Here is a 19,640-nt window from a genome sequence, read left to right as displayed (position 1 = left end):
CTCGTAGAGACGGCCCCCGGAGCGGGATGGGCTTCCCGGGACGTGCCGGTGGCCTGGCGGACCATATTTGTACCGGTCCATCAACAGAATAGATTCTGGACTAATTCTTTGACAGGGGAGTGTGCCCGTTTTTTATCCAAGGCTCAGCGCAGGCGCGGCGAAGGGCGGCCACCCGATTCTGGTGACCGCCCTGCCAAAGAGGATCTGGCTAGCCGTCAGGATCCTTCGCAGCCGGCTGGCTGCTGGAACCGGAGCCGATCACGCTGTGTTGGGGTTCGGGCATCTTCGAGTCAGCACCGTTCACTGACTGCCAGATGGACTTATTGAACAGCTGCTCATCGATCTTGTCTTCGGTGGCAGTGTCCTGGGTGGCCACCTGCGGGGCCATCGGAGCGTTTGCCCCGTTGACGGTGGTCATGTCGTAGCTGGGCTTGAGCGCGGTGTACGGCGTGTTGTCAGGCTTGGCCGTGAACGATGCGTTCATGGGAGTGGCGAACGCGTCGAACTGGGTCAGCGGACCGATGCCGGCAATGAGGCCGATGGTACGGACCATTGACGCCGTGCTGTAGAAGGTCGAATCGACTTTCCCTGTCTGGGTGTACGGGCTGATGGCCAGCGCCAAGGTGCGGTGCGCATCCACATGGTCCGGGCCGTTCTGAGCGTCATCCTCCGTGACGAAGATGGCGGTGTCCTTCCAGGCGGAAGAGTGGGACACGGTGTCCACCAGCTTGCCGAGCGCGTAGTCGTTGTCCGCGACATAAGCCTTTGGCGTGGGGGCGCCAACACGGGTGGCTTGGGTGTGGTCATTCGGCAGGCGCACGAACTGGACCGTGGGAACCGTTCCGGATGTCACTTGGGACTGGAAGTCGTTGGCCCATTCTTCAATACGTGGGGTACCGCAGCCAGGCTTCAGCGGCGCGAACGATCCCGCCGAATCAGGGCAGTTCAGGTCGTAACCGTGGTAGTTGTGGTCGGTCTGCGCATCCAGGACGGGGTCCGCGGCGTTGAACGTGCCGGCATTATTGGAAACGTAGAAGCCGTAGTTGCGGAAACTGACGCCTGCCTTGGCGAGCCGCTGCCAGACATACGTGTTGTCAGGCTGTTGGGCCGCGATTTCAGGGGCATTTCCTTCGCTGGGATACGGCGCCTTGCGGCCCGAGTAGTTGGCCGGCCACATCTGCTCGGCGTACGGGTTCGAGTTGGCAGAGGCCACCCAATTCCATCCGTTGGCGCTCACTTCAGCATCGGCGTAGAAGTTGTCAATGGTGGTGAACTTCTTGGAGAGGGCCCGCATATTCGGTGCGGACTCATCGCCGAAGAGGTTCAGTGAGGGATCCCCATTGCCCTTGCCGAGGCTTCCAAGCACCTGGTCGTAGGTGCGGTTTTCCTTGACCACGTAGATCACGTGTTTGATGGGACTCTCTTGACCCGGTTGGCGCGGGATGATGTTGCCGCCGGCGGTGTCCGGGCGATTGTTGTTTTTGACCTGCTCGGTGGCCTTCTGCAGCTGACCGCCCTCCGGCACGCTGAAACTGCTCAATGTGCCAACGATCATCGATCCGCTGTACTGGTTTTCGGCGGCCGGAGCGGTTGACTCGGGGTTTGGGTGGCCAGGTCCGTTGTTTGGCCCGGCGCCTAGCCCTTTCGCGTTGGTGACATGCAATGTCCCGTCGCTGAAGGCCAGCGAACTCGGGTACCAGCCCACGGGCACCACACCAGCGACTGCCTTCTGGGCGAGGTCGACGACGGCGACGTCGTTGTTACCGGAGTTGCTCACGAACAGGCGGTGGCCGGCTTCGTCCAAGGCCAGTCCGGTGGGATTGGTCCCCACCGGTGCGCCCTTTTCAGGTGCGACGCTGATATTCGTGCTTGTACCGGCGGCGGTGTCGACAACCGAGACGGTGTCGTCGTCGCCGTTGGCAACGTAAAGCGTGTGGCCGCCCTTCGACAGGACGGATTTGTTGGGATGGAGACCCACCGTGACGGTGCGGGAAACCTTCGGTTCGGCGCCTGTGATGTCCACCGCGGAGATGTCCGAGGCGCCCTGGTTGGTGACGAACGCCGTCGTGCCGTCCGGGGAAACGGCGACCGAAAGCGGCCGGTGACCGGCCGGCGTCGTCGAGACGTTTCCGGTGGCGAGGTCGACGACGGACACGGCGTCAGCGAGCTGATCTGCGACAACCAGCCGCTTGCCGTCGGGCGTGATCGCCAATCCGGCCGGAAAGAGATTGACTGCCTTGCCCGCCGGCGTCGTGGTGGGCAGCTGGATGGGCGCCCCTTCGGCCAGCTTGCCGCCGGAGTAGCCGTAGGTGCGGATCTTGGAGTTTGCTGCCGCGCTGGCGTAAAGCTTGGTGCCGTCGGGGCTCCACGCCAAGCCCATGTAGAGGGATTCCGGGGACTTGTAGGAGATGGTCTGGTCTACCTCGTGGTCTGCAAGATCCACGAGTTGCAATGACTGCGTACCTTGACCGTTGTTCGTGACGGCGAGCCGCTTGCCGTCGGGGGAGATGGCGGAGTTCAGCGGGAGGTCCCCAAGTGAGGTCTGCTGTCCGGTCGGCGTGACGCGCATGCCGATTGAAGTGACTGCCGTTCCGTCCTCGTGGGGGCCGGCGAAGGTGGAGACCGCCGCGAACGCAGCGCTGCCGACCAGCACACAAGACAATGTTCCGATGATGACCGGGATTGTTTTGAATTTCATGCTCCCAAAGCTAGGAGCCCCGAAACACGTTGGTCCGACTCGCAGGGAACCATCAGCTAAATCATCAGTGAACTGATGAAGCGGGGCGGGACAGTGTGGATTCGCCAAGGGCGACGATCCAGTTTCATCATCCAACCCCGCCGGGGTCTAGGCTCGGCCTCATGACAGCTGACAAACCGATGCCGCAGGATCCGATGCAGGACCCGCAGCGGAGGGGTCCGACGTCGCAAGCCGGACCCGGTGCCGAGGGCAGCTTCCGGAGTGAATTGAAGCGCGGGGAGGACGTCATCGACCCGATGACCTTCGCCGGTTCGCTTCCGCAGGATCGCGGCATCGCCCCGCGTGTTCGGATCAGCCCCACCAAGTGGTTCAATCTGCTCTGGTTGATTCCGATCGGCTTCGTGCTGCTCATCGTCGCGGTCGCCGTCGCGAAAGGGATCCGCGGGCTGCCCCCCGTCGAGTCGTTCCTGAAGACCTATCCGGGAGCCTCAAAGCTGCCGGAGGGCGCCCCCGTCGGCTTTCCAGCCTGGCTGGGGTGGCAACACTTCCTCAACATGTTCTTCCTGATCTTCATCATCCGTTCGGGTGCACAGATACTCACGGACCACCCGCGACTGTATTGGACGCGACATTCGACGCCGGGACGGGATTGGTTCCGGGTACAGAAGCCAGTACCCGAAGATCCACTGTGGACGGCTAAGAAGGATTCGATCAGCCTCCCTCTGCAGGTCGGCCTGCCGGGGCTACGGCACTCGATCGGACTCGCGCGCTGGTGGCACCTTGGGATAGACACGCTATGGCTGGTCAACGGAGTCGTCTTTTTCGTGCTGTTGTTCGCGACGGGCCAGTGGATGCGCGTGGTCCCGCTGAGCTGGGACGTCATCCCCAACTCGATCTCGGTTGTCATCCAATACCTCTCCTTGGAATGGCCTACCGAGAGCGGATGGGCCAACTACAACAGCCTGCAACTGATCGCCTACTTCATCACGATCTTCATCGCTGCACCCCTGGCCCTCATCACCGGGCTAGGCATGTCCCCGGCGCTCTCCACGCGGTTTCGGCGTATCAGCTCGGTCTTCAACATCCAGATGGCACGTTCCTTGCACTTCCTGGTGCTGTGCTGGTTCCTGTTGTTCATCGTCCTTCACGTGGCTCTGGTTCTCACTACCGGGGCGCTGGAGAACCTCAACCACATGTACGCGGGGCGCAACGATCAGTCTTGGACGGGGTTCTGGATTTTCGCTGCCTCGATGGTGGTCATCATCGTCGGCTGGGTCGCTGCTACTCCGCTCACCATTCGGCATCCGCGGCTCGTCCAGAGGGCCGGTTACGCCCTTATCGGCCCGGCACAGCGGTTGTTCGAGCACATCGACTCACGCCCGGGGCAGTACACGGAGAAGGACATCTCGCCGCGCCTCTGGCTGAACGGCCAGTATCCCGAATCCGACGAGTACAAGAATCTCTTTGACAACGATTTCCGGGACTACCGCTTGCGCATCAACGGGCTCGTGGGCAATCCGGTCGAGTTGAGCCTCGCCGAGCTGCGAGCAATGGATTACCACGAGCAGATTACGCAACACTTCTGCATCCAGGGCTGGTCGGGAGTAGCCAAATGGGGAGGGGTGTCGATGCAGGCCATCCTCGACTTGGTCAAGCCGGCACCCGAAGCAAAGTGGGTGGTGTTCTATTCGTTGGGTGAGGGGCCGGATAAGGGCGACTACTACGATGCGCATCCGATCGAGCAGATGGGCTATCAGCTCACCATGCTCGCCTATGACATGAACGGCGCGCCGCTGTCGTACGGACACGGGGCGCCACTTCGGCTGCGCAACGAAGTGCAGCTCGGCTTCAAGATGGTCAAATGGATCAAGGGCATCGAGTTCGTAGCGGACTTCTCCGACGTGGGTGGCGGATTCGGCGGCTACAACGAAGACCACGAGTTCTTCGGATACCGGCAGTCGATCTAGCAGGCCTCAGAGTGTGGGTGCGCCAGTCAGCCCGCCAGCTCTCCTCTCCGGAACCTCAACTCCCGCAGGGCGCCTCGGAGCGGTGACCCGGTGAACGGTAGGTCCTCCAACTTGACCTTTCCAGAAGCTGACAGGGCCAATGCATTGGCGCCGGCGGCGGCGCGTTGTGGTAGGCCGAGGGCCAACGCGAAATCGGCCCAGTGCTTCGCCTTGAGGTTTTTGGTTTTCCCGGACAACGGCAACGCGAGCGAGTCGTCTCCGTATAACAGCGTGCATGGAATGTCATAGATCGGGGCCATAACGAATCCTCCGTGCCGGTCCCCGAGGATCGAGAGATTCTTGGCATGGAGATCGCCATTCCCGGTCAGCCAGGCAAAGACGAACTGCAGGTACAGATTGCGGCTTGCCACGAGTGGGGCCTTGCACTGCCCGGCCAGCGCAGCAGCGACGTCCTCCGACGTCACGGAATACTTGGAAGCCGGTGGCAGACCCATGACCTGGGCTCCGTCTTCCATGGGCAGGCGCACCCAGGAGCGATCCTTGTCCTGCACGCGGTCGAAGCGTTCCACCAGCAACCCAGGCAGCCCGTGCATGTCGGCGATGATATGGCTCTTCGCTACAGGGATCTTGAGATCCTTGGCGGCGGAAAGGTGCAGCGCTTCGTTTACCAGCAAGTGTGCGTGGTTGGGCGGGTCGAGTTTGAGCAGATACCGCTGCCCCCGGAGAGACAGTGGCGTGGTCAGCATGGAGGCACTTGCCTTGTCCTGCACTCCGGGGATGGCATGGCGGTCCACTGCATTGGCGAGGGCGGCAAAGTCCAATTCCTCGGGCCTGGATGTGTCGGCAAGGGGTGCCGGTTCGGTGGGAATTTCGCCGCTAGGGACCACTTGGACGTCTCCTGGCACGTCGGCGCCGACTGCGAGCAGGAGGGTGAGTTCGTCGTCGAAGCTGGTCTTGGTGGCGTCCCTGAGCACGCTCAGCCGATGCCCCTCCGGCAGCAGGCCCGCGAAGAACGGCGGAAGAGCGCCAGCGGGAGTCTCGACGGGATGGTCCGTCACGGGCAGCGAACTGGCAACCGCGGGCAAACCGGATGTCAGGTACTCCGCCGCGTAGGAAAAACTGACCCCGCCCTGGCCAGTGCGGGCAAGGTGGCCCGCCAGGACGCCGCCTTTGTGAACGTCCGCTGCACGAACGAACTTCAACTCCTCGAAATCGTCGGCCATCAGACTGCTGCCATGTGCAGGCCGACGGCGTTGGCTACGGCCACGACGGCCCCCAGTGAAGGATTTCCGGTGGCAGTCTCAATCGCCCGCACGGTCCTTTCGGAAGTCCCGGCAAGGTCGGCAAGGTCAGCTTGCGTGATTCCGGCCTCTTTGCGTGCTTTCCTGATGGTGGCCGCAATCGCCGCTAGGTCTTCCACGAGTCTCCGATGATCCGGCACGATGTTGCCGATTTGACAGTATTCTTGGTCAATTCTGAACCATTTTGCCAAAATCGGCAAGATGCTGCCGAAAGTAATGATTTTGCTTGCTGTGAAGCCGTCAAAACCTCATTTCGGCAAGATCTTGCCGCTCTCCACCCAACGCGCCTCGCGTCCGCCAGCTACGTCTCCGCCAGCCATTCCGGTTCGAAGTCCGGATGGTCCGAATAGGGCAGCGCGAGGGCATTCAGAGATTTCGTGGTCCATTCGATCGATTCCGGGATCCACTGGGGGGTGTCCCCAAGCGTGCCGAGAACCATCGTGGCCAAGGCCGTTTGCCGCGCGGATTCCACGATCCTGAGCAGTCTTCTTTTTGATTCGCATTCCAGGAGAAGACGTCGCTCGTACCATTTGCCCGCCTCGGACACGGAACGGTCGCCAAGGAGTTTCCGCGCCGCAGCCTCGTCCTCTTTCAGGCGGTCCGAGAGGAAATCGACGATATCCACAGATTGAGCGTACGCGTCCCTTGCGGCCGCGGAAATGCCCGCCTCCGCTAAGCCGGGTCTGCTTGCTTTTCGCGCTGGAGCTCGACGGCGGGAGCGGCGGCGGGCGACGAGGCGACGGCGGCGGCACGGGCTGAAACCGGGGCGGCGGTGGCTCGGGCGGCAACCGGGATGTCGACGTGGGGGAGGGCAGCAACGTGAGGGATGGCGTTGAAGTGGCTCCGGGACATGCTGCCGAACTCGTAGGCGGTCTCGGCGTGCTCGGACAAGTCCACGCCAGCCACCTCGGCTTCGTGGCTGACCCGGAATCCAACGGTCTTGTGGATGACCAGGGCGATGATCGCCGTCATGATTCCAGATACTGCAAGGGTGACCAGAATGGCGACGATCTGCGCCACGAGCTGCTGGAGTCCGCCTCCGTAAAACAGTCCTCCGCCCTTGCCGTTTACCGGCAGCGCGATGAATCCGAGCGCGAGCGTGCCCACGAGCCCGCCACCAAGGTGGACGCCCACGACGTCGAGGGAGTCATCGAAGCCGAACTTGTGTTTCAGGTCGACAAACACGGCGCACGCTGCGCCGGCCACCAGACCCAGGCCAAGGGCTGCGGCAGGAGCCACGTTGGCGCAGGCCGGAGTGATAGCCACGAGGCCGGCAACGACGCCGGATGCGGCGCCCAAGGATGTGGGGTGGCCGTGCCGGATCTTCTCGGTGACCAACCAGCTGAGCATGGCACCAGCCGGGGCTACAAGGGTGTTGACCCAGATCAAGCCGGCCTGCGCCGACGTCGTGGCCGCGCCGGCATTGAAACCGAACCAACCGAACCACAAGAGGCCGGCGCCAAGCATGATGAAGGGGAGGTTGTGCGGGCGGTGGTTCGGGTCTTTTCCAAAGCCGTGCCGCTTGCCCAGGATCAACGCCAGGACAAACGCGGCGGCGCCGGAGCTGATTTCCACCACTGTGCCACCTGCGAAGTCAATCACCTGGCCGAAGACCGAGCTGATGGCTCCGCCGGGGCTGAGCAGGCCGCCGCCCCAGACCATGAAAGCCAAGGGACAGTACACGAGGGTGATCCAGATGGGGACGAAGATGACCCAGGAAGTGAATTTGGCGCGGTCGGCGATAGCGCCGCTGATCAAGGCCACGGTGACGATAGCGAACGTAGCGCTGAAGCCGAGCTTGATGAGATCGGTGGAACCGACCAGGTCCGCCGAGCCGAAGCTGCTGAACGGGTTACCGAAGATCCCCAGGACACTCTTGCCGCTGATCATCGAGTAGCCCCACAGGATCCACACGGCGCCTACGATTCCCGCGGAGATGAAGCTCATCATGATCATGTTGAGGGAGGCCTTGGCCCGGGTCATGCCGCTGTAGAAGAGGCCGAGCGCCGGGGTCATGAGCAGTGCAAGTGCCGCCGACACCATCACCCAAACGTTTTCCGCAGTGATATCCACGTGCGTTTCCCTTCTTATCGGAATGCCTAGGAGGGCCGCCGTAGCGTGGCCCCGTTCTTCCCCCGCTCAATATTTCCGGTTCCGTGTTTCAAGCAATGCGAGGAAAAATTGCGGGGACGTTACATAACTTGCCTCGGCGTGAAGAACGCATGACGGGCATGTTTCGGGAATGTTAACGGCCCCCCGGCGCAGACGCGAGGCCACCTGGAGAGGATGCCCAGGATCCCCGTGATTCCGCGGATTCCCGAGTCAATGGAGGTGAAATCCTTTCACCCGGCCGGAAATCCGGACATTTCTCGCACGTGAACGGCAGCTCACCGCCCCGAAAAGGATGTTTCAGCCGAACGCTGGCGCGTCACGGGTACCGGGAGCACACTTAGCCTGTGAAGCCGTTTCTCCTGCTCGCATCTCGCGCCGAAGACGCCGCCGCCGAGGAAGAGTACCAGGCGTATCTTCGTTTTGGAGGGCTCGCTCCCGAGCAGCTACAGCGCATCCGAATGGAGGCGGCGCCCCTGCCGCCGCTCAGGCTCTCCGACTATTCCGGCGTGATCGTGGGAGGCAGCCCCTTCACTTCGAGCGACCCGCCGGAGCACAAGAGCCCGGTCCAGAAACGGGTGGAGAAGGAACTCGCGCAATTGCTGGACACGATTGTTGCCGCCGACTTTCCCTTCCTGGGGGCCTGCTACGGAGTGGGAACCTTGGGACTTCACCAGGGGGCCGTGATTGACCGTACCTATGGTGAAGGACTCGGCGGGGTAACCATCAAACTCACAGCGGAGGGCATCCAGGACCCGCTCCTCCAAGGCATATCCGAGCGCTTTGTCGCCTTTACCGGCCATAAGGAAGCCTGCACGGTCCTGCCGGGGCACGCGGTGTTGCTGGCTGGTTCGGCCGCCTGCCCGGTGCAGATGTTCCGGATCAAGAAGAACCTCTATGCCACTCAATTCCATCCGGAGCTCGACGCCGAAGGCCTCGTCACACGGATCGACACCTATCGCCACGCCGGATACTTCCCGCCTGAGGCTGCTGAGCAGCTGATGGCCGACGCCCGGAAGATCACGGCGACCGAACCAATGAAGATCCTCGGCAACTTTGTCCGCCGGTACGCGATTCCCCAATAACGTCGGAGGAATGAAGCACAATGGGCCCATGACTTTTGCAAACGTAGGAAGCCTCGGCACGAAACCCGGCCAACGCGACGCCGTTGTATCCATCCTGCTCAGACCGAAACCGGAGCTCCGGGGCGCGGGCTGCCTCCTCTACGAGGTGGGCGTCAACGAAGAATCGCCGGACACGGTCTTTGTCTGCGAACTCTGGGAATCGGCGGAAGCACACCAAGGTTCGCTGAAGCTGGACAGCGTCCGGGCCGCGATAAGTGAGGCAATGCCACTGCTGTCCGGTGAGATGGGCGGCACCCGGTTCACGGTATTGGGCTCGCCGATCCGTGACGCCTGATATTCACCCAGGCGACACGTGGCTGACGGACAGGATTTTCATAGCTCTCACATAGCTGCGGTAGCTACGGTTGGTTCATTATGGAAGAGCGAGAGCCCCGTCGTCCCGGCCAAGGGTCCGGACGAAAGAGAAGTCGGTGGAACAGCTGGAGTCCCCGCCGCCGTCGATCGGCCTTGCTGACAGCCTTCGCCGCCATTCTGGCCTTGACCCTGACGGCCACGGTCTACTCGGCTGCGCACGCCCGCTCATCCGTCTCCCGAACCGTATCGGCGGTAGCCAGCGCCACGCCGTCGGCAGCTGTTCCAACCGTATCCCCGACGGTAGCGGCCCCGACGACGGCGGCCGCCGCACCGCCGTCGACCGCGGCCGAGACTCCGAGCGCCGCCCCAGCCGTCGCCGCTCCCGCAGCCGCAGCGCCGGCCGCGGCGGCTACCGGCGCGACTCCCGCGTTGGACTCGGAGATCAACGCCATCATCGACGCGAACAGCCAGTACCAGATCGGCGTCACCCTGATCGACCTGTCCGATGGCTCAACCCATCAGTACGGGGTCCAGGCGCCGTTCGAGGCAGCAAGCACCGCAAAGGTCCTGGCTGCCGCCGCGTACTATCACCTCGTCGAAACGGGCGCAGTGTCCCTTGACGATCCCTTGGGCGACTACACGGCTGGATTCCAGATCAAAGAGATGATCCAGGACAGCGACAACGACTCCTGGTCCTTGATCATGGACGCGGTTGGCTTTTCGGAACTCCAGTCCTATGCCGCATCGATCGGCGTCAGCTATGACCCCATGAACAACACGCTGACTCCAAGCGAAATGGCAAGCATCATGGCCGGGCTCTACGGCGGGAAGCTGTTGAACCAGCAAGACACCGCACAGCTTTTGTCCTACATGCAGAACACAAACTACGAATCGCTCATCCCCGCCGCGGTGCCAGCCGGAATCACTGTTTTCCACAAGTACGGACTGCTCGACGACGAACTCCACGACGCCAGCATCCTCACCAACGGGACCAACTCCTACGCCTTCGTGGTCTACACCAAAGGCCAGGACGAGAGCGATATCCCGGCCCGCACCGACATCTTCCACCAGCTCACCCAGGCTGTGGTGAACGCCCTATTCTAAAGGGAGGCGTTCCTACCTTCAGCATCATGACGCCGGCCGTGCAGTCAGATTGACTGCGCGGCCGGCGTCCTTGTTCCCTTATGGGCGCTGAGCGCCTGTCGCGATGCTATCTATATACCTCCCTTCTGCATGGGGTCGGGCCAATTTCCTATGATCCGGCCGGTTGATGTCTTCGTGGCCCGGATTGCGTGGTTGCTACTGGTTTGGACTTGCATTGTCTTTCTCCTGACTGAGACTTGGTCCCGCGCTGTTTAGCGCGGATGGTCGTGCCTGCCACGGGGACAGGGTTGACCTGTTCAGTCGGGAGTTGACCCCGGATCGAACGCAGGTTCGGCTGCGGGGACTTGCCCACCGTCGGGGACGGGGCTGCCGTGGAGCGGTGGCGCCAGTGCACGTTGTTCAGGGAGGTCCGCCGCGCCGTTGGCGGCCGAGCCGCCTTGCGATTCCGACGTCGAGCCAGACTCTTGGGGCGGTGCCACCGGAGGGACCTGTTTGCCGGGCGGAGGGCCGCCCGGAAGCTGAGGCATTTCCGTCGTCGCCAGCACTGCCGGGGGCAGGACAACAAGGTCGGCCAGAATGAATCCGGGGATCCGCATGCTCGTCGCCGCTCCGCGTCCGGGGATTGGCAAAAGCGTGGGATATGCCAACGCGTGTTCGCTTTCGGCCCGAGCCCTCAACGGAACGCCCGGGACGGCGCCGATTGGAAGGCCTCGTCCCGGAGGATCCAGGACACCCGGCAATGGCGGCAATGGCGGCGGCAAGGCCGGCCCTGGAGGCAGTTGGGGTACTGAAGGCAGCCCGGGCAACGCCGGAATTGTGCCGACCACCGTATCAACCAAGGAGCTCGCGGGATCGGTGAGCGCGGTCACAAGGGGAGTCGCCGTGGAGCCGGGCAGTTGGCTGACCACGGTTCCGGGAAGGGCAGACACTTGCGTCGGACTAGGAATGGCGGACAACAGGCCGTGGGCCACTGGCCCGATCGGATCGGGCAACGGGGACGGGAGCAGGGAGGATGAAAGGGGAATGGTTGGAGCTGAGGGAACGGCAGGGACAGCCGGAATCGTCGGCAGGACGCTAGCTGCCTGCGAAGGACCGGCCAGCCATAGCAACCACGCCAATGCGCCAAAAACGGCGAGAAGAACGGGGCGAACCAAAGAAACGCGACGGCACCCCAGAGACCCAGCCAAACACGCCACCTCCCCAGTGCGGTGTTTGGATATTAAGGTACGCCCGTCCGGGGCGACAGTAAATAGCTAAGCACGCTTAGTGACCGAGCTCCGGAAGGATCGCCAGGTGGGACGCGGCATCGACGTCGGGGCGGAGATCCCGGTCCTGCACGTCGGCGGGCAACGATAGACCGGCGTCGAGGGCTTTTCGGAACCGAGGACTCGTAAATTCTCCTCGTGTCCTGCCCTGCAGCCTGAGCGCCCGCGATGCGCAAAGGAGTTCGATGCCAACCACCGTAGAAAGCGCCCGCACGGTGGAATCCATGCGGGAGCTGGCCACGCTCGCGAAGCTGGCATCCTCTTCGGCGCCCAACGAGAGCACCACCGTTTGCAGGCTCACGGGCTGGGCATTGGCCCGAATTCGGCCCACCGCTGCGGCTGCCACGTATTCCAGCATCATGACGCCGGACTGGCCGGAGTCGTCGCCCGCAAGGAATCGGTGCAGCCCCGTGTACGCCGGGTCGCAGAGCAAGCTGATCCTCCGAAGGTTCGTGGCGCACGCCGCACCGATGGCCAGTTCCAGGGCATCAATGCGGCGGCCGAGGTTGGTCATCTGGAAGAGGCCGTGGTGGGCTACTCCATTGCTGCCCTCCTCTGCGGAACCGAACACGAGGGGGTTTTCATGACCGGCCACAACCAAGCGTTCCAAAAGGGTACCGAGCGCGTCCAACTCCTCGACCACCGAGCCGAGGGCCTGAGGCAGGGTGCGCAAGCAGTACGGGTCCTGGATCCTCGCCGGCGCACCGCTGCCTTCCACGAGGCCGAGCAGAACCCCAGCCACCTCGGTGACTGCGGGCGAATCAGCTGCCCGCGCGACTTCAGGGCTCAATGCCTCGGGATTCCCGGACATTGCAGCGAAGGACAAGGCGCTCACCGTGGTCAGGTTTTCCACGAGCGTGGCGAGTCTTTGGTGGGCGAGTGTGGCCTGGGCGATAGTGAGCGCGCTGGAGCTGATGAAGGGAAGTGCGTCCTCGGTGGCCCAGGTTTCCAGCGGCGCGGGGACGTCCTTGCCCTCCATGGTGGGGCGCTCACCGAGGAGGGTGAGGGCCGTTCCCGCCAGCGCAGCCAGGTCCGCTGTGCCGATTCCGCCGAATTCCCGCACCTCCGGCAAAGCGTCGGCGTTGAGCATGTCCACCACTGCGTCGGCCACAGATGGGCTGATGCCGGACGAGCCCGCGGCAAGCTGCGAGAGCCTGATGACAAGCATGGCCCTGACGGTTTCCTGGTCAAGGACGCGTCCGGCGTCGACGGCATGGCTGCGCAAGAGGTTCAAGCCGTGGACGTTGGCGTCCTTGTTCGCGGCGTCCAGTGCCACGGAGCGGTTGGCCCCGACGCCTGTTGACCGCCCATAGACGGGTCGGGACAGTGCCGTCGCACGAGCGGACCGTTGGGATGCGGCCATCCGGTCAACCGCCGACGGCGCCAACGTCACCTTTGTTCCGCCCCCTGCCACGGCCGCGATGTCGCTCAGGTGCAGCCGTTTGCCGTCGATTTCGATCATGGAAGTGATCCTTCCTCAGATGTGCAGTTGACCTTCTCAACTAGCTTGCAGTTGTTGTCGTTTTGGGGTCCCATAACGACATCTAATGCGAGTTAGTTGGGGGTGTGGGGTCTGGTTAGTTGGTTTCCTACTTGCTTTCTTCCATGGGGATGCGGACGCCGCGTTCGTGGGCGACTTCGATGGCTCGGTCGTAGCCGGCGTCGGCGTGGCGGATGACGCCCATGCCGGGGTCGTTGGTGAGGAGGCGTTCGAGTTTCTGGGCGGCGAGCTCGGTGCCGTCGGCGACGGAGACCTGGCCGGTGTGGATGGAGCGGCCGATGCCCACGCCGCCGCCGTGGTGGATGGAGACCCAGGTCGCGCCGGAGGACGCGGCGGTCAGGGCGTTGAGCAGGGGCCAGTCGGCGATCGCGTCGGAGCCGTCCTTCATGGACTCGGTCTCCCGGTACGGGGAGGCCACGGAGCCGGAGTCCAGGTGGTCCCGGCCGATCACGATCGGGGCCTTGACCTTGCCCTCGGCGACGAGCTGGTTGAACAGCAGCCCGGCCTTGGCGCGTTCCCCGTAGCCCAGCCAGCAGATCCTCGCCGGGAGGCCTTCGAACTCGACGCGTTCGGCGGCGGCGTCGAGCCATTTGTGCAGGTGGGTGTTCTCCGGGAACAGTTCCTTGATCGCGGCATCGGTGACGGCGATGTCTTCGGGGTCCCCGGAGAGCGCGACCCAGCGGAACGGGCCCAGTCCTTCGCAGAACAGGGGCCGGATGTAGGCCGGGACGAAGCCGGGGAACTCGAACGCCCGGCCGTAGCCGCCCTTGCGGGCCTCGTCGCGGATCGAGTTGCCGTAGTCGAAGACCTCGGCCCCGGCGTCCTGGAACTCGACCATGGCCTGGACGTGCCGGGCCATGGAGGCCTGGGCTTTCTTGGTGAACCCTTCCGGGTCCGCTTCGGCCTCGGTGTGCCACTCGTCCACGGTGATGCCTTCGGGCAGGTAGGAGAGCGGGTCGTGCGCGGAGGTCTGGTCCGTCACGACGTCGATGCTGATCTCCCCGGCCCGGTGGCGGGCCAGGAGTTCGGGGAAGACTTCGGCGGCGTTGCCCACGTAGCCGACGGACCAGCCGCGGCGCTCGGCCTTGGCTTTCTGGACTTTGGCGATCGCGGTGTCCAGGTCGGTTTCGACCTCGTCCAGGTAGCGCTTGCCCACGCGGCGGCGCAGCCGGGACTCGTCGACGTCCACGATCAGGCAGGCCCCGTCGTTCAGGGTCACCGCCAAAGGCTGGGCCCCGCCCATGCCACCGCACCCGCCGGTCAGCGTCAGCGTCCCCGCCAGCGGGCCCTCGGTGGAACCCTCCGGGGCCGGCGCCGGGTGGCGGGCAGTGTCATGCCTTGCGGCCCTGAGTTTGTTCCCGACGGCGGCGAAGGTTTCGTAGGTGCCCTGCAGGATGCCCTGGGTGCCGATGTAGATCCAGGACCCGGCGGTCATCTGCCCGTACATCATCAGGCCCTCTGCCTCCAGGCGGCGGAACTCCGGCCACGTCGCCCAGTCCCCCACCAGGTTCGAGTTCGCCAGCAGCACCCGCGGCGCCCACTCGTTCGTGCGGAACACGCCCACGGGCTTGCCGGACTGCACCAGCAGCGTCTCGTCCTTCTCCATGGTCTCCAGGGTCCGGGTGATCGCGTCGAACGCGGCCCAGGACCGGGCAGCCCGGCCCGTGCCGCCATAGACGACCAGGTCATCCGGACGCTCGGCGACCTCCGGGTCCAGGTTGTTCATCAACATGCGCAACGGCGCTTCGGTCTGCCAGCTCTTCGCGGTCAGCTCCGTGCCGCGCGCGGCCTTGACCGGACGGGCTCCGGTAGTGAAATCAGCGGGTGCCATTCTTCGTACTCCTTGGTGAGCGGGACTAGTTGCTTCGTGCTCGAACTAGGCCAAGTTCTTGGACTTGAGCCAGTCCTGGGCGATCTGTCCCATGTCCTCGAACTTGGCGGTCCTGCCGTTCATTTGGATCAGGTCATCGGTGGTCAACGCGGCAGATACCTTGTCCAGCACGCCCTTGACGGTGTCGCTGGCCTTCTTCTGGTTGATGACGGGAACGATGTTCTCGGACAAGAACAGATTCTTGTTGTCTTCCAGGGCAACCAGGTTGTTGGCGGCGATGGCGGGATCGGTGCTGAAGAGGTCGGCAACCTGTACCTGACCGGAAAGGAGGGCGTTCAGCGTGAGCGGACCGCCGGCGTCGAGCGCTGAGAACTCCTTGAAGTCGAGGTTGTAGACGGACTTCAGGCCGGCAACGCCGTTAATACGGGTCTTCCACTCCGGCGGGCCGCCCAGGACGAGGTCCTTGGCAGCAGGCTGAAGGTCGCTGATGGACTTGAGGTTGTACTTGTCGGCGGTTTCTTTCTTGACCGCCAAGACGTCCTTGTCCTGTGCCTTGGATGCCGTCAGCTGCGTGAGACCGGACGGAATCTTGGTGCTCAGCTCTTTGGTGACCTCATCCGAGGTTACCGCTTTGGTGGAGGCATCGAGGTACTGCAGCAGCGCGCCGCCATACTCCGGCATGAGGTCGATGGAACCGTCCTTCAGTGCCGGGATAGTGACTTCGCGGCTGCCGATGCTGGGCTTCTCCGTGACCTGGACGCCCTTCGACTTGAGGGCCTCGGCGTAGATCTTGGCAATGAGCTGGCTTTCCGGGAAATCCGCGGAGCCGACGATGATGCTGTCCGTCGATCCTGCGGCCTGGGAGTTGTTGTTGGTGGAGCTCATGGGATCCCCACCACAAGCGCTCAGGGCGATGGCGGTGGCAGCCGCCAGGGCGAAACCAGTCAGGTACTTTTTCATGTCAATTCTCTCTGGGAGGGCCGTTGCAGGGCATGCGGTGGCCAAGTGGGGGTGGTTTGAACGGTGTTGCCGCCGTAGGGCAGGGCGCCGACGGCGATGAAGCGGGGGAGCTGCTTAGACCGTGACGGGGGTTTTCACGGTGTCAGCCGCCGCGGCCGGGGCGGCCGCCTTGACGGTGCGCCGGGTCAGTCCGGGTGAGACGACCCTGCGGGTGATGAAGGCGAGCAATTGGTCGAAGAACAGGGCCAGCAGCGCAACCAGCACGGCTCCGGCCACCATCTGGCTGTAATCGTTCTGGGCCTTGCCGTCGATCAGCAGCCGTCCGAGGCCGCCTAGCGAAATGTACGCGGCGATGGTCGCCGTCGAGATGATCTGCAGCAATGCGCTGCGGACCCCGGAAAGCATGAGCGGGAGCGAGCAAGGGAGCTGGATGTCCGTGAGGATCTTCATGGTGCGGAAGCCCATGCCCTTGGCGGCGTCGACGGCGGCAGCGTCCACCGCGCGGACACCGGCGTACGTGTTGGTCAGGATGGGTGGGACCGCGAGGAGCACCAGGACGATGAGGCTCGGCAGGATGTAGCCCATTTTGGACGGGAACGCGGGCGAGATCAGCAGGACCAACAGAATCAGCAGGCCCACGCTGGGGAGGGCGCGGAGGGCGTTGGCCAGGCCCGCGATCATGAAGACGCCCTTGCCTGTGACTCCGATGTAGATACCGAGCGGAACGGCGATGATGGCCGCGACGACGAGGGCAATGAGGGAGTAGAGCAGGTGTTCGCCGATCAGGGTGGGGATGCCGTCGGCGCCGCTCCAGTGTGCGGGATTGAACAAGTAGTTGATCATGATGCCACCACCTTGGGGGTCCACGGTGTCAGCCACCGGTTGAGGAGGATGATCAGTCCGTCAAGGATCATGGCCAGGACCACGCAGAGGATGATGCCGGCGATGATCGGGGTGAAGAACCGCAACTGGAAGCCTTGGGTGAAGAGCGAGCCGAGCTGCGGGATGCCGAGCAATGCTGCCACGGAAACAAGGCTCACATTGGAGACTGCCGCGACGCGGAGTCCGGCACTGATGACCGGGACGCCCACGGGTAGCTCCACTTTCACCAGGCTCTGGTATCCGCGGTAGCCCATCGCCTTGGCGGCTTGGACCGTGTCTTCCGGCACGGAATCCAAGGCATCGGCCACCACGCGTACGAGCAATGCGACGGTGTAGATGGTCAGGGCCGCCACGATGTTGAGGGGGTCCAGGATCTTGGTGCCAAGGACCAGCGGCAACAGGACGAACAGGGCGAGGGAAGGGACCGTGTACAGCAGGCCTGCCACGCCCACCAGAAGGGGGTAGATCCGGCGGCTGCGGTGCGCCCACCAGCCGAGCGGCAGCGCGATGAGCAGTCCCAGGATGAGGGGAGTGACGGCGAGCAGCACGTGCCAGCCGAGGAGGAAGACGATGTTGTCGGACTGGCGGCCGAGCCATTCAAAGTTCATCGCGCCGTCTCCAAGTGCGGCTCGGCCTCGATCGCCTTGACGACGTCGGTGGCCGTCACTGTGCCGATGAGCTCGCCGTGTTCATTGACGACGACGCCACGCCGGCTGGGGGAGGAAAGCGCCGCGTCGAGCAATTGGCGCATGGTCCCGGACGATGATGCGGAGGTGCCGCTGAGGTTGAGGTGCTCCCTCGTGAGCTCGCCCTTGATGAGGTCCGCTTGTGCCCAGCCGAGCGGCTTCCGCAGCGGGTCGACCACCAGCACCCAGGCCCCCGTGGCCTTGCTCTGGGCCTCGGCGGCAGATGCACCGAGGGTGACCACGGCTTCTTCGGAAACGGCAACCGTGCCGGCCGCGTTGGTGAAGCCGAGGGAACGGTAGCCACGGTCGCGTCCCACGAAGTCGGCCACGAATTCGTCAGCCGGGGACGTCAGCAGCTCTGACGGCGTGGCCATCTGGGCGAGTTTTCCGCCGACACGCATCACGGCAACCTGGTCGCCGAGCTTGAGGGCCTCATCGATGTCGTGGGTGACCATGATGATGGTCTTGCCGATCTCGCGCTGCAGTCGGAGGAACTCCTCCTGGAGCTGTGCGCGGACCACGGGGTCAACGGCACTGAAGGGTTCGTCCATGAGCATGAAGGCCGGATCCGAAGCCAAAGCCCGGGCCACGCCCACGCGCTGCTGCTGTCCACCGGACAGTTGCCACGGGTAGCGCTTGGCGAAGCTCGCGGGGAGTCCGACGCGCTCCATGAGCTCGAGGGCTTTCATACGGGCCTTTTGCCTGCTCTCGCCGAGCAGCACGGGCATCGTTGCCACGTTGTCGACGATAGTGCGGTGCGGAAAGAGGCCGGCGTGCTGGATGACGTAGCCGATCCGGCGGCGCAGCAACGCAGCGTCCATGCCCGACGTCGGCTGGTCATCGAGGTAGATGGTGCCGCTGGTGGGTTCGATGAGGCGGTTGATCATCCTGAGGGACGTGGTCTTGCCACAGCCGGACGGGCCAACCAAGATGGTCAACTTGCCGGTGGGCGCCTCGAGGTTCAGGCCGTCGACGGCGACCGTCCCGTCCGGGTACGCCTTGGTGACATTTTCAAACTTGATCATTTCTTTTCCATGCTTTCCTGGGGCACTTCATGGTCTCCGGAGGGTTCCACGAGGATGTTGTTCGCCACCCTCGCCAGTTCCTCGCCAAATGTCTGGGCCTTCGCCTCGCCCAAGCGGTAGCTCGGTGCGACGATGCTGAGGGCTGCCACGGTGCGGCCGCCGATCACGATGGGTGCGGCGACGGCCGTAATGTCGTCTTCTACGCCGCTTCGCACGATGGCGAAGCCGCGACCGTTCTGCCCGCCAGTGAGGACCTTCCCGGCGGCGGATCCTTCCAGCGGAATGCTCCTGCCGACCCAACTGGTGTGCCGGACAGAGTGCGTACCTTCGACAATGGCGATGTAGATTCCGGTTTCCCCAGGACCAGGAATGCTCAAATAGCAGGACTCGCCCGTGTCGGCCACCAGCCTCTTCATATGCGGTGTGCACAGAGACACGAGGGATTCCTGTCCGAGCGCGAGTGCTCCCAACTGGATGACACTGGCGCCGGGCCGGAAGTTTCCGCTCGGGTCCCGCTTCACGAATCCGCTGCCCTCCAGTGTGCGGAGGAGCCGGAGTGCGGTGCTGGCCGACAAGTCAACAACGCGTGCGGCGTCGCTCAAGCTGATGGCGCCATCGGTACAGACCGCGCTCAGGAGGGCCAACGCCCTTTCGACCGTCCGGGTGGAAGAGTCTGCTGCCACTGACTGACCTGCTTTCAAGTGGTCTGAATCACCATGTCTTGCCACTTAGTAAAAATCAACTTTCATCGAATGGCAATAGATTTCGTGAAATTACCTGAGATTCCGGGATTTGAGACGCTTGGTGGGAACAAGCCGTTTCGACGGTGTTTCAAGCCTGTTAATTGTCACGGTTCTGCGCTCAAGGTCTTG

17 protein-coding genes are annotated in these 19,640 nt (G+C 63.6%); 4 read left to right on the top strand and 13 right to left on the bottom strand.

Annotated features, from left to right (window positions below; genetic code table 11):
• Positions 1 to 208: 208 nt before the first annotated feature.
• Positions 209 to 2,698 (bottom strand): alkaline phosphatase family protein, encoded by a 2,490-nt coding sequence (locus tag AC3WJM_RS06415; RefSeq protein WP_492271419.1) that lies wholly within the window; start codon positions 2,696 to 2,698, stop codon positions 209 to 211.
• A 161-nt stretch (positions 2,699 to 2,859) separates the two neighbouring features.
• On the opposite strand from AC3WJM_RS06415, the gene AC3WJM_RS06410 reads away from it, so the two are divergent.
• The gene (locus AC3WJM_RS06410; protein ID WP_332602961.1) at positions 2,860 to 4,665 is read left to right on the top strand and encodes a molybdopterin-dependent oxidoreductase; all 1,806 of its coding nucleotides are present in this window, start codon (positions 2,860 to 2,862) and stop codon (positions 4,663 to 4,665) included.
• Positions 4,666 to 4,691: 26 nt separating this feature from the next.
• On the opposite strand, the gene AC3WJM_RS06405 is transcribed toward AC3WJM_RS06410, so the two are convergent.
• The 4 genes from AC3WJM_RS06405 to AC3WJM_RS06390 all read right to left on the bottom strand — a co-directional run bounded on the left by AC3WJM_RS06405 (position 4,692) and on the right by AC3WJM_RS06390 (position 8,039).
• Entirely contained in the window at positions 4,692 to 5,888 is a 1,197-nt protein-coding gene (locus AC3WJM_RS06405) for a type II toxin-antitoxin system HipA family toxin (RefSeq protein WP_284992067.1), read from the bottom strand.
• Positions 5,888 to 6,085 carry a helix-turn-helix transcriptional regulator gene (locus AC3WJM_RS06400; protein WP_284992068.1) on the bottom strand — a complete coding sequence of 66 codons (198 nt, stop codon included), beginning with the start codon at positions 6,083 to 6,085 and terminating at the stop codon, positions 5,888 to 5,890. Before AC3WJM_RS06400 ends, AC3WJM_RS06405 begins: the two co-directional genes overlap by 1 nt.
• Positions 6,086 to 6,267: 182 nt before the next feature.
• A complete protein-coding gene (locus tag AC3WJM_RS06395; RefSeq protein WP_492260584.1) occupies positions 6,268 to 6,591 on the bottom strand; it encodes a DUF6221 family protein in 324 nt (107 codons plus the stop codon).
• A 47-nt stretch (positions 6,592 to 6,638) separates the two neighbouring features.
• Positions 6,639 to 8,039: an ammonium transporter gene (locus AC3WJM_RS06390; protein ID WP_492271418.1), complete on the bottom strand. Its 1,401-nt coding sequence runs from the start codon at positions 8,037 to 8,039 to the stop codon at positions 6,639 to 6,641.
• Between the two features lie 383 nt (positions 8,040 to 8,422).
• Here AC3WJM_RS06390 and AC3WJM_RS06385 point away from each other — a divergent pair, with 383 nt between their 5' ends.
• The 3 genes from AC3WJM_RS06385 to AC3WJM_RS06375 all read left to right on the top strand — a co-directional run bounded on the left by AC3WJM_RS06385 (position 8,423) and on the right by AC3WJM_RS06375 (position 10,618).
• Positions 8,423 to 9,160, top strand: coding sequence for a glutamine amidotransferase (locus AC3WJM_RS06385; protein WP_284992071.1), 738 nt, complete (start codon positions 8,423 to 8,425; stop codon positions 9,158 to 9,160).
• A 28-nt stretch (positions 9,161 to 9,188) separates the two neighbouring features.
• On the top strand, positions 9,189 to 9,494 hold the full coding sequence (locus AC3WJM_RS06380) for a putative quinol monooxygenase (RefSeq protein WP_059389390.1): 306 nt from the start codon (positions 9,189 to 9,191) through the stop codon (positions 9,492 to 9,494).
• A gap of 173 nt (positions 9,495 to 9,667) precedes the next feature.
• On the top strand, positions 9,668 to 10,618 hold the full coding sequence (locus tag AC3WJM_RS06375) for a serine hydrolase (RefSeq protein ID WP_492271417.1): 951 nt from the start codon (positions 9,668 to 9,670) through the stop codon (positions 10,616 to 10,618).
• Between the two features lie 296 nt (positions 10,619 to 10,914).
• Here AC3WJM_RS06375 and AC3WJM_RS06370 read toward each other — a convergent pair whose 3' ends face one another.
• From AC3WJM_RS06370 to AC3WJM_RS06335, 8 genes are all read right to left on the bottom strand, one after another.
• The gene (locus AC3WJM_RS06370; protein ID WP_492271416.1) at positions 10,915 to 11,547 is read right to left on the bottom strand and encodes a hypothetical protein; all 633 of its coding nucleotides are present in this window, start codon (positions 11,545 to 11,547) and stop codon (positions 10,915 to 10,917) included.
• Positions 11,548 to 11,881: 334 nt separating this feature from the next.
• Positions 11,882 to 13,345, bottom strand: coding sequence for an aromatic amino acid ammonia-lyase (locus tag AC3WJM_RS06365; protein ID WP_492271415.1), 1,464 nt, complete (start codon positions 13,343 to 13,345; stop codon positions 11,882 to 11,884).
• 127 nt (positions 13,346 to 13,472) lie between these two features.
• On the bottom strand, positions 13,473 to 15,215 hold the full coding sequence (gene hutU, locus AC3WJM_RS06360; protein WP_492271414.1) for a urocanate hydratase: 1,743 nt from the start codon (positions 15,213 to 15,215) through the stop codon (positions 13,473 to 13,475).
• A 45-nt stretch (positions 15,216 to 15,260) separates the two neighbouring features.
• Positions 15,261 to 16,175: an ABC transporter substrate-binding protein gene (locus AC3WJM_RS06355; protein WP_059389394.1), complete on the bottom strand. Its 915-nt coding sequence runs from the start codon at positions 16,173 to 16,175 to the stop codon at positions 15,261 to 15,263.
• Positions 16,176 to 16,289: 114 nt separating this feature from the next.
• Positions 16,290 to 17,018, bottom strand: a complete 729-nt coding sequence (locus AC3WJM_RS06350) for an ABC transporter permease (protein ID WP_284989877.1) — start codon at positions 17,016 to 17,018, stop codon at positions 16,290 to 16,292.
• Positions 17,015 to 17,665, bottom strand: a complete 651-nt coding sequence (locus tag AC3WJM_RS06345) for an ABC transporter permease (protein ID WP_059389395.1) — start codon at positions 17,663 to 17,665, stop codon at positions 17,015 to 17,017. Before AC3WJM_RS06345 ends, AC3WJM_RS06350 begins: the two co-directional genes overlap by 4 nt.
• Positions 17,662 to 18,768: an ABC transporter ATP-binding protein gene (locus AC3WJM_RS06340; RefSeq protein ID WP_284989879.1), complete on the bottom strand. Its 1,107-nt coding sequence runs from the start codon at positions 18,766 to 18,768 to the stop codon at positions 17,662 to 17,664. The genes AC3WJM_RS06345 and AC3WJM_RS06340 overlap by 4 nt, the downstream gene beginning before the upstream one ends.
• Entirely contained in the window at positions 18,765 to 19,496 is a 732-nt protein-coding gene (locus AC3WJM_RS06335; RefSeq protein WP_284989880.1) for an IclR family transcriptional regulator, read from the bottom strand. Before AC3WJM_RS06335 ends, AC3WJM_RS06340 begins: the two co-directional genes overlap by 4 nt.
• Positions 19,497 to 19,640 lie beyond the last annotated feature (144 nt).

It is taken from the genome of Arthrobacter sp. FW306-1B-G06A, assembly GCF_058781765.1.
This window is presented reverse-complemented; position numbering and strand designations above follow the sequence as displayed.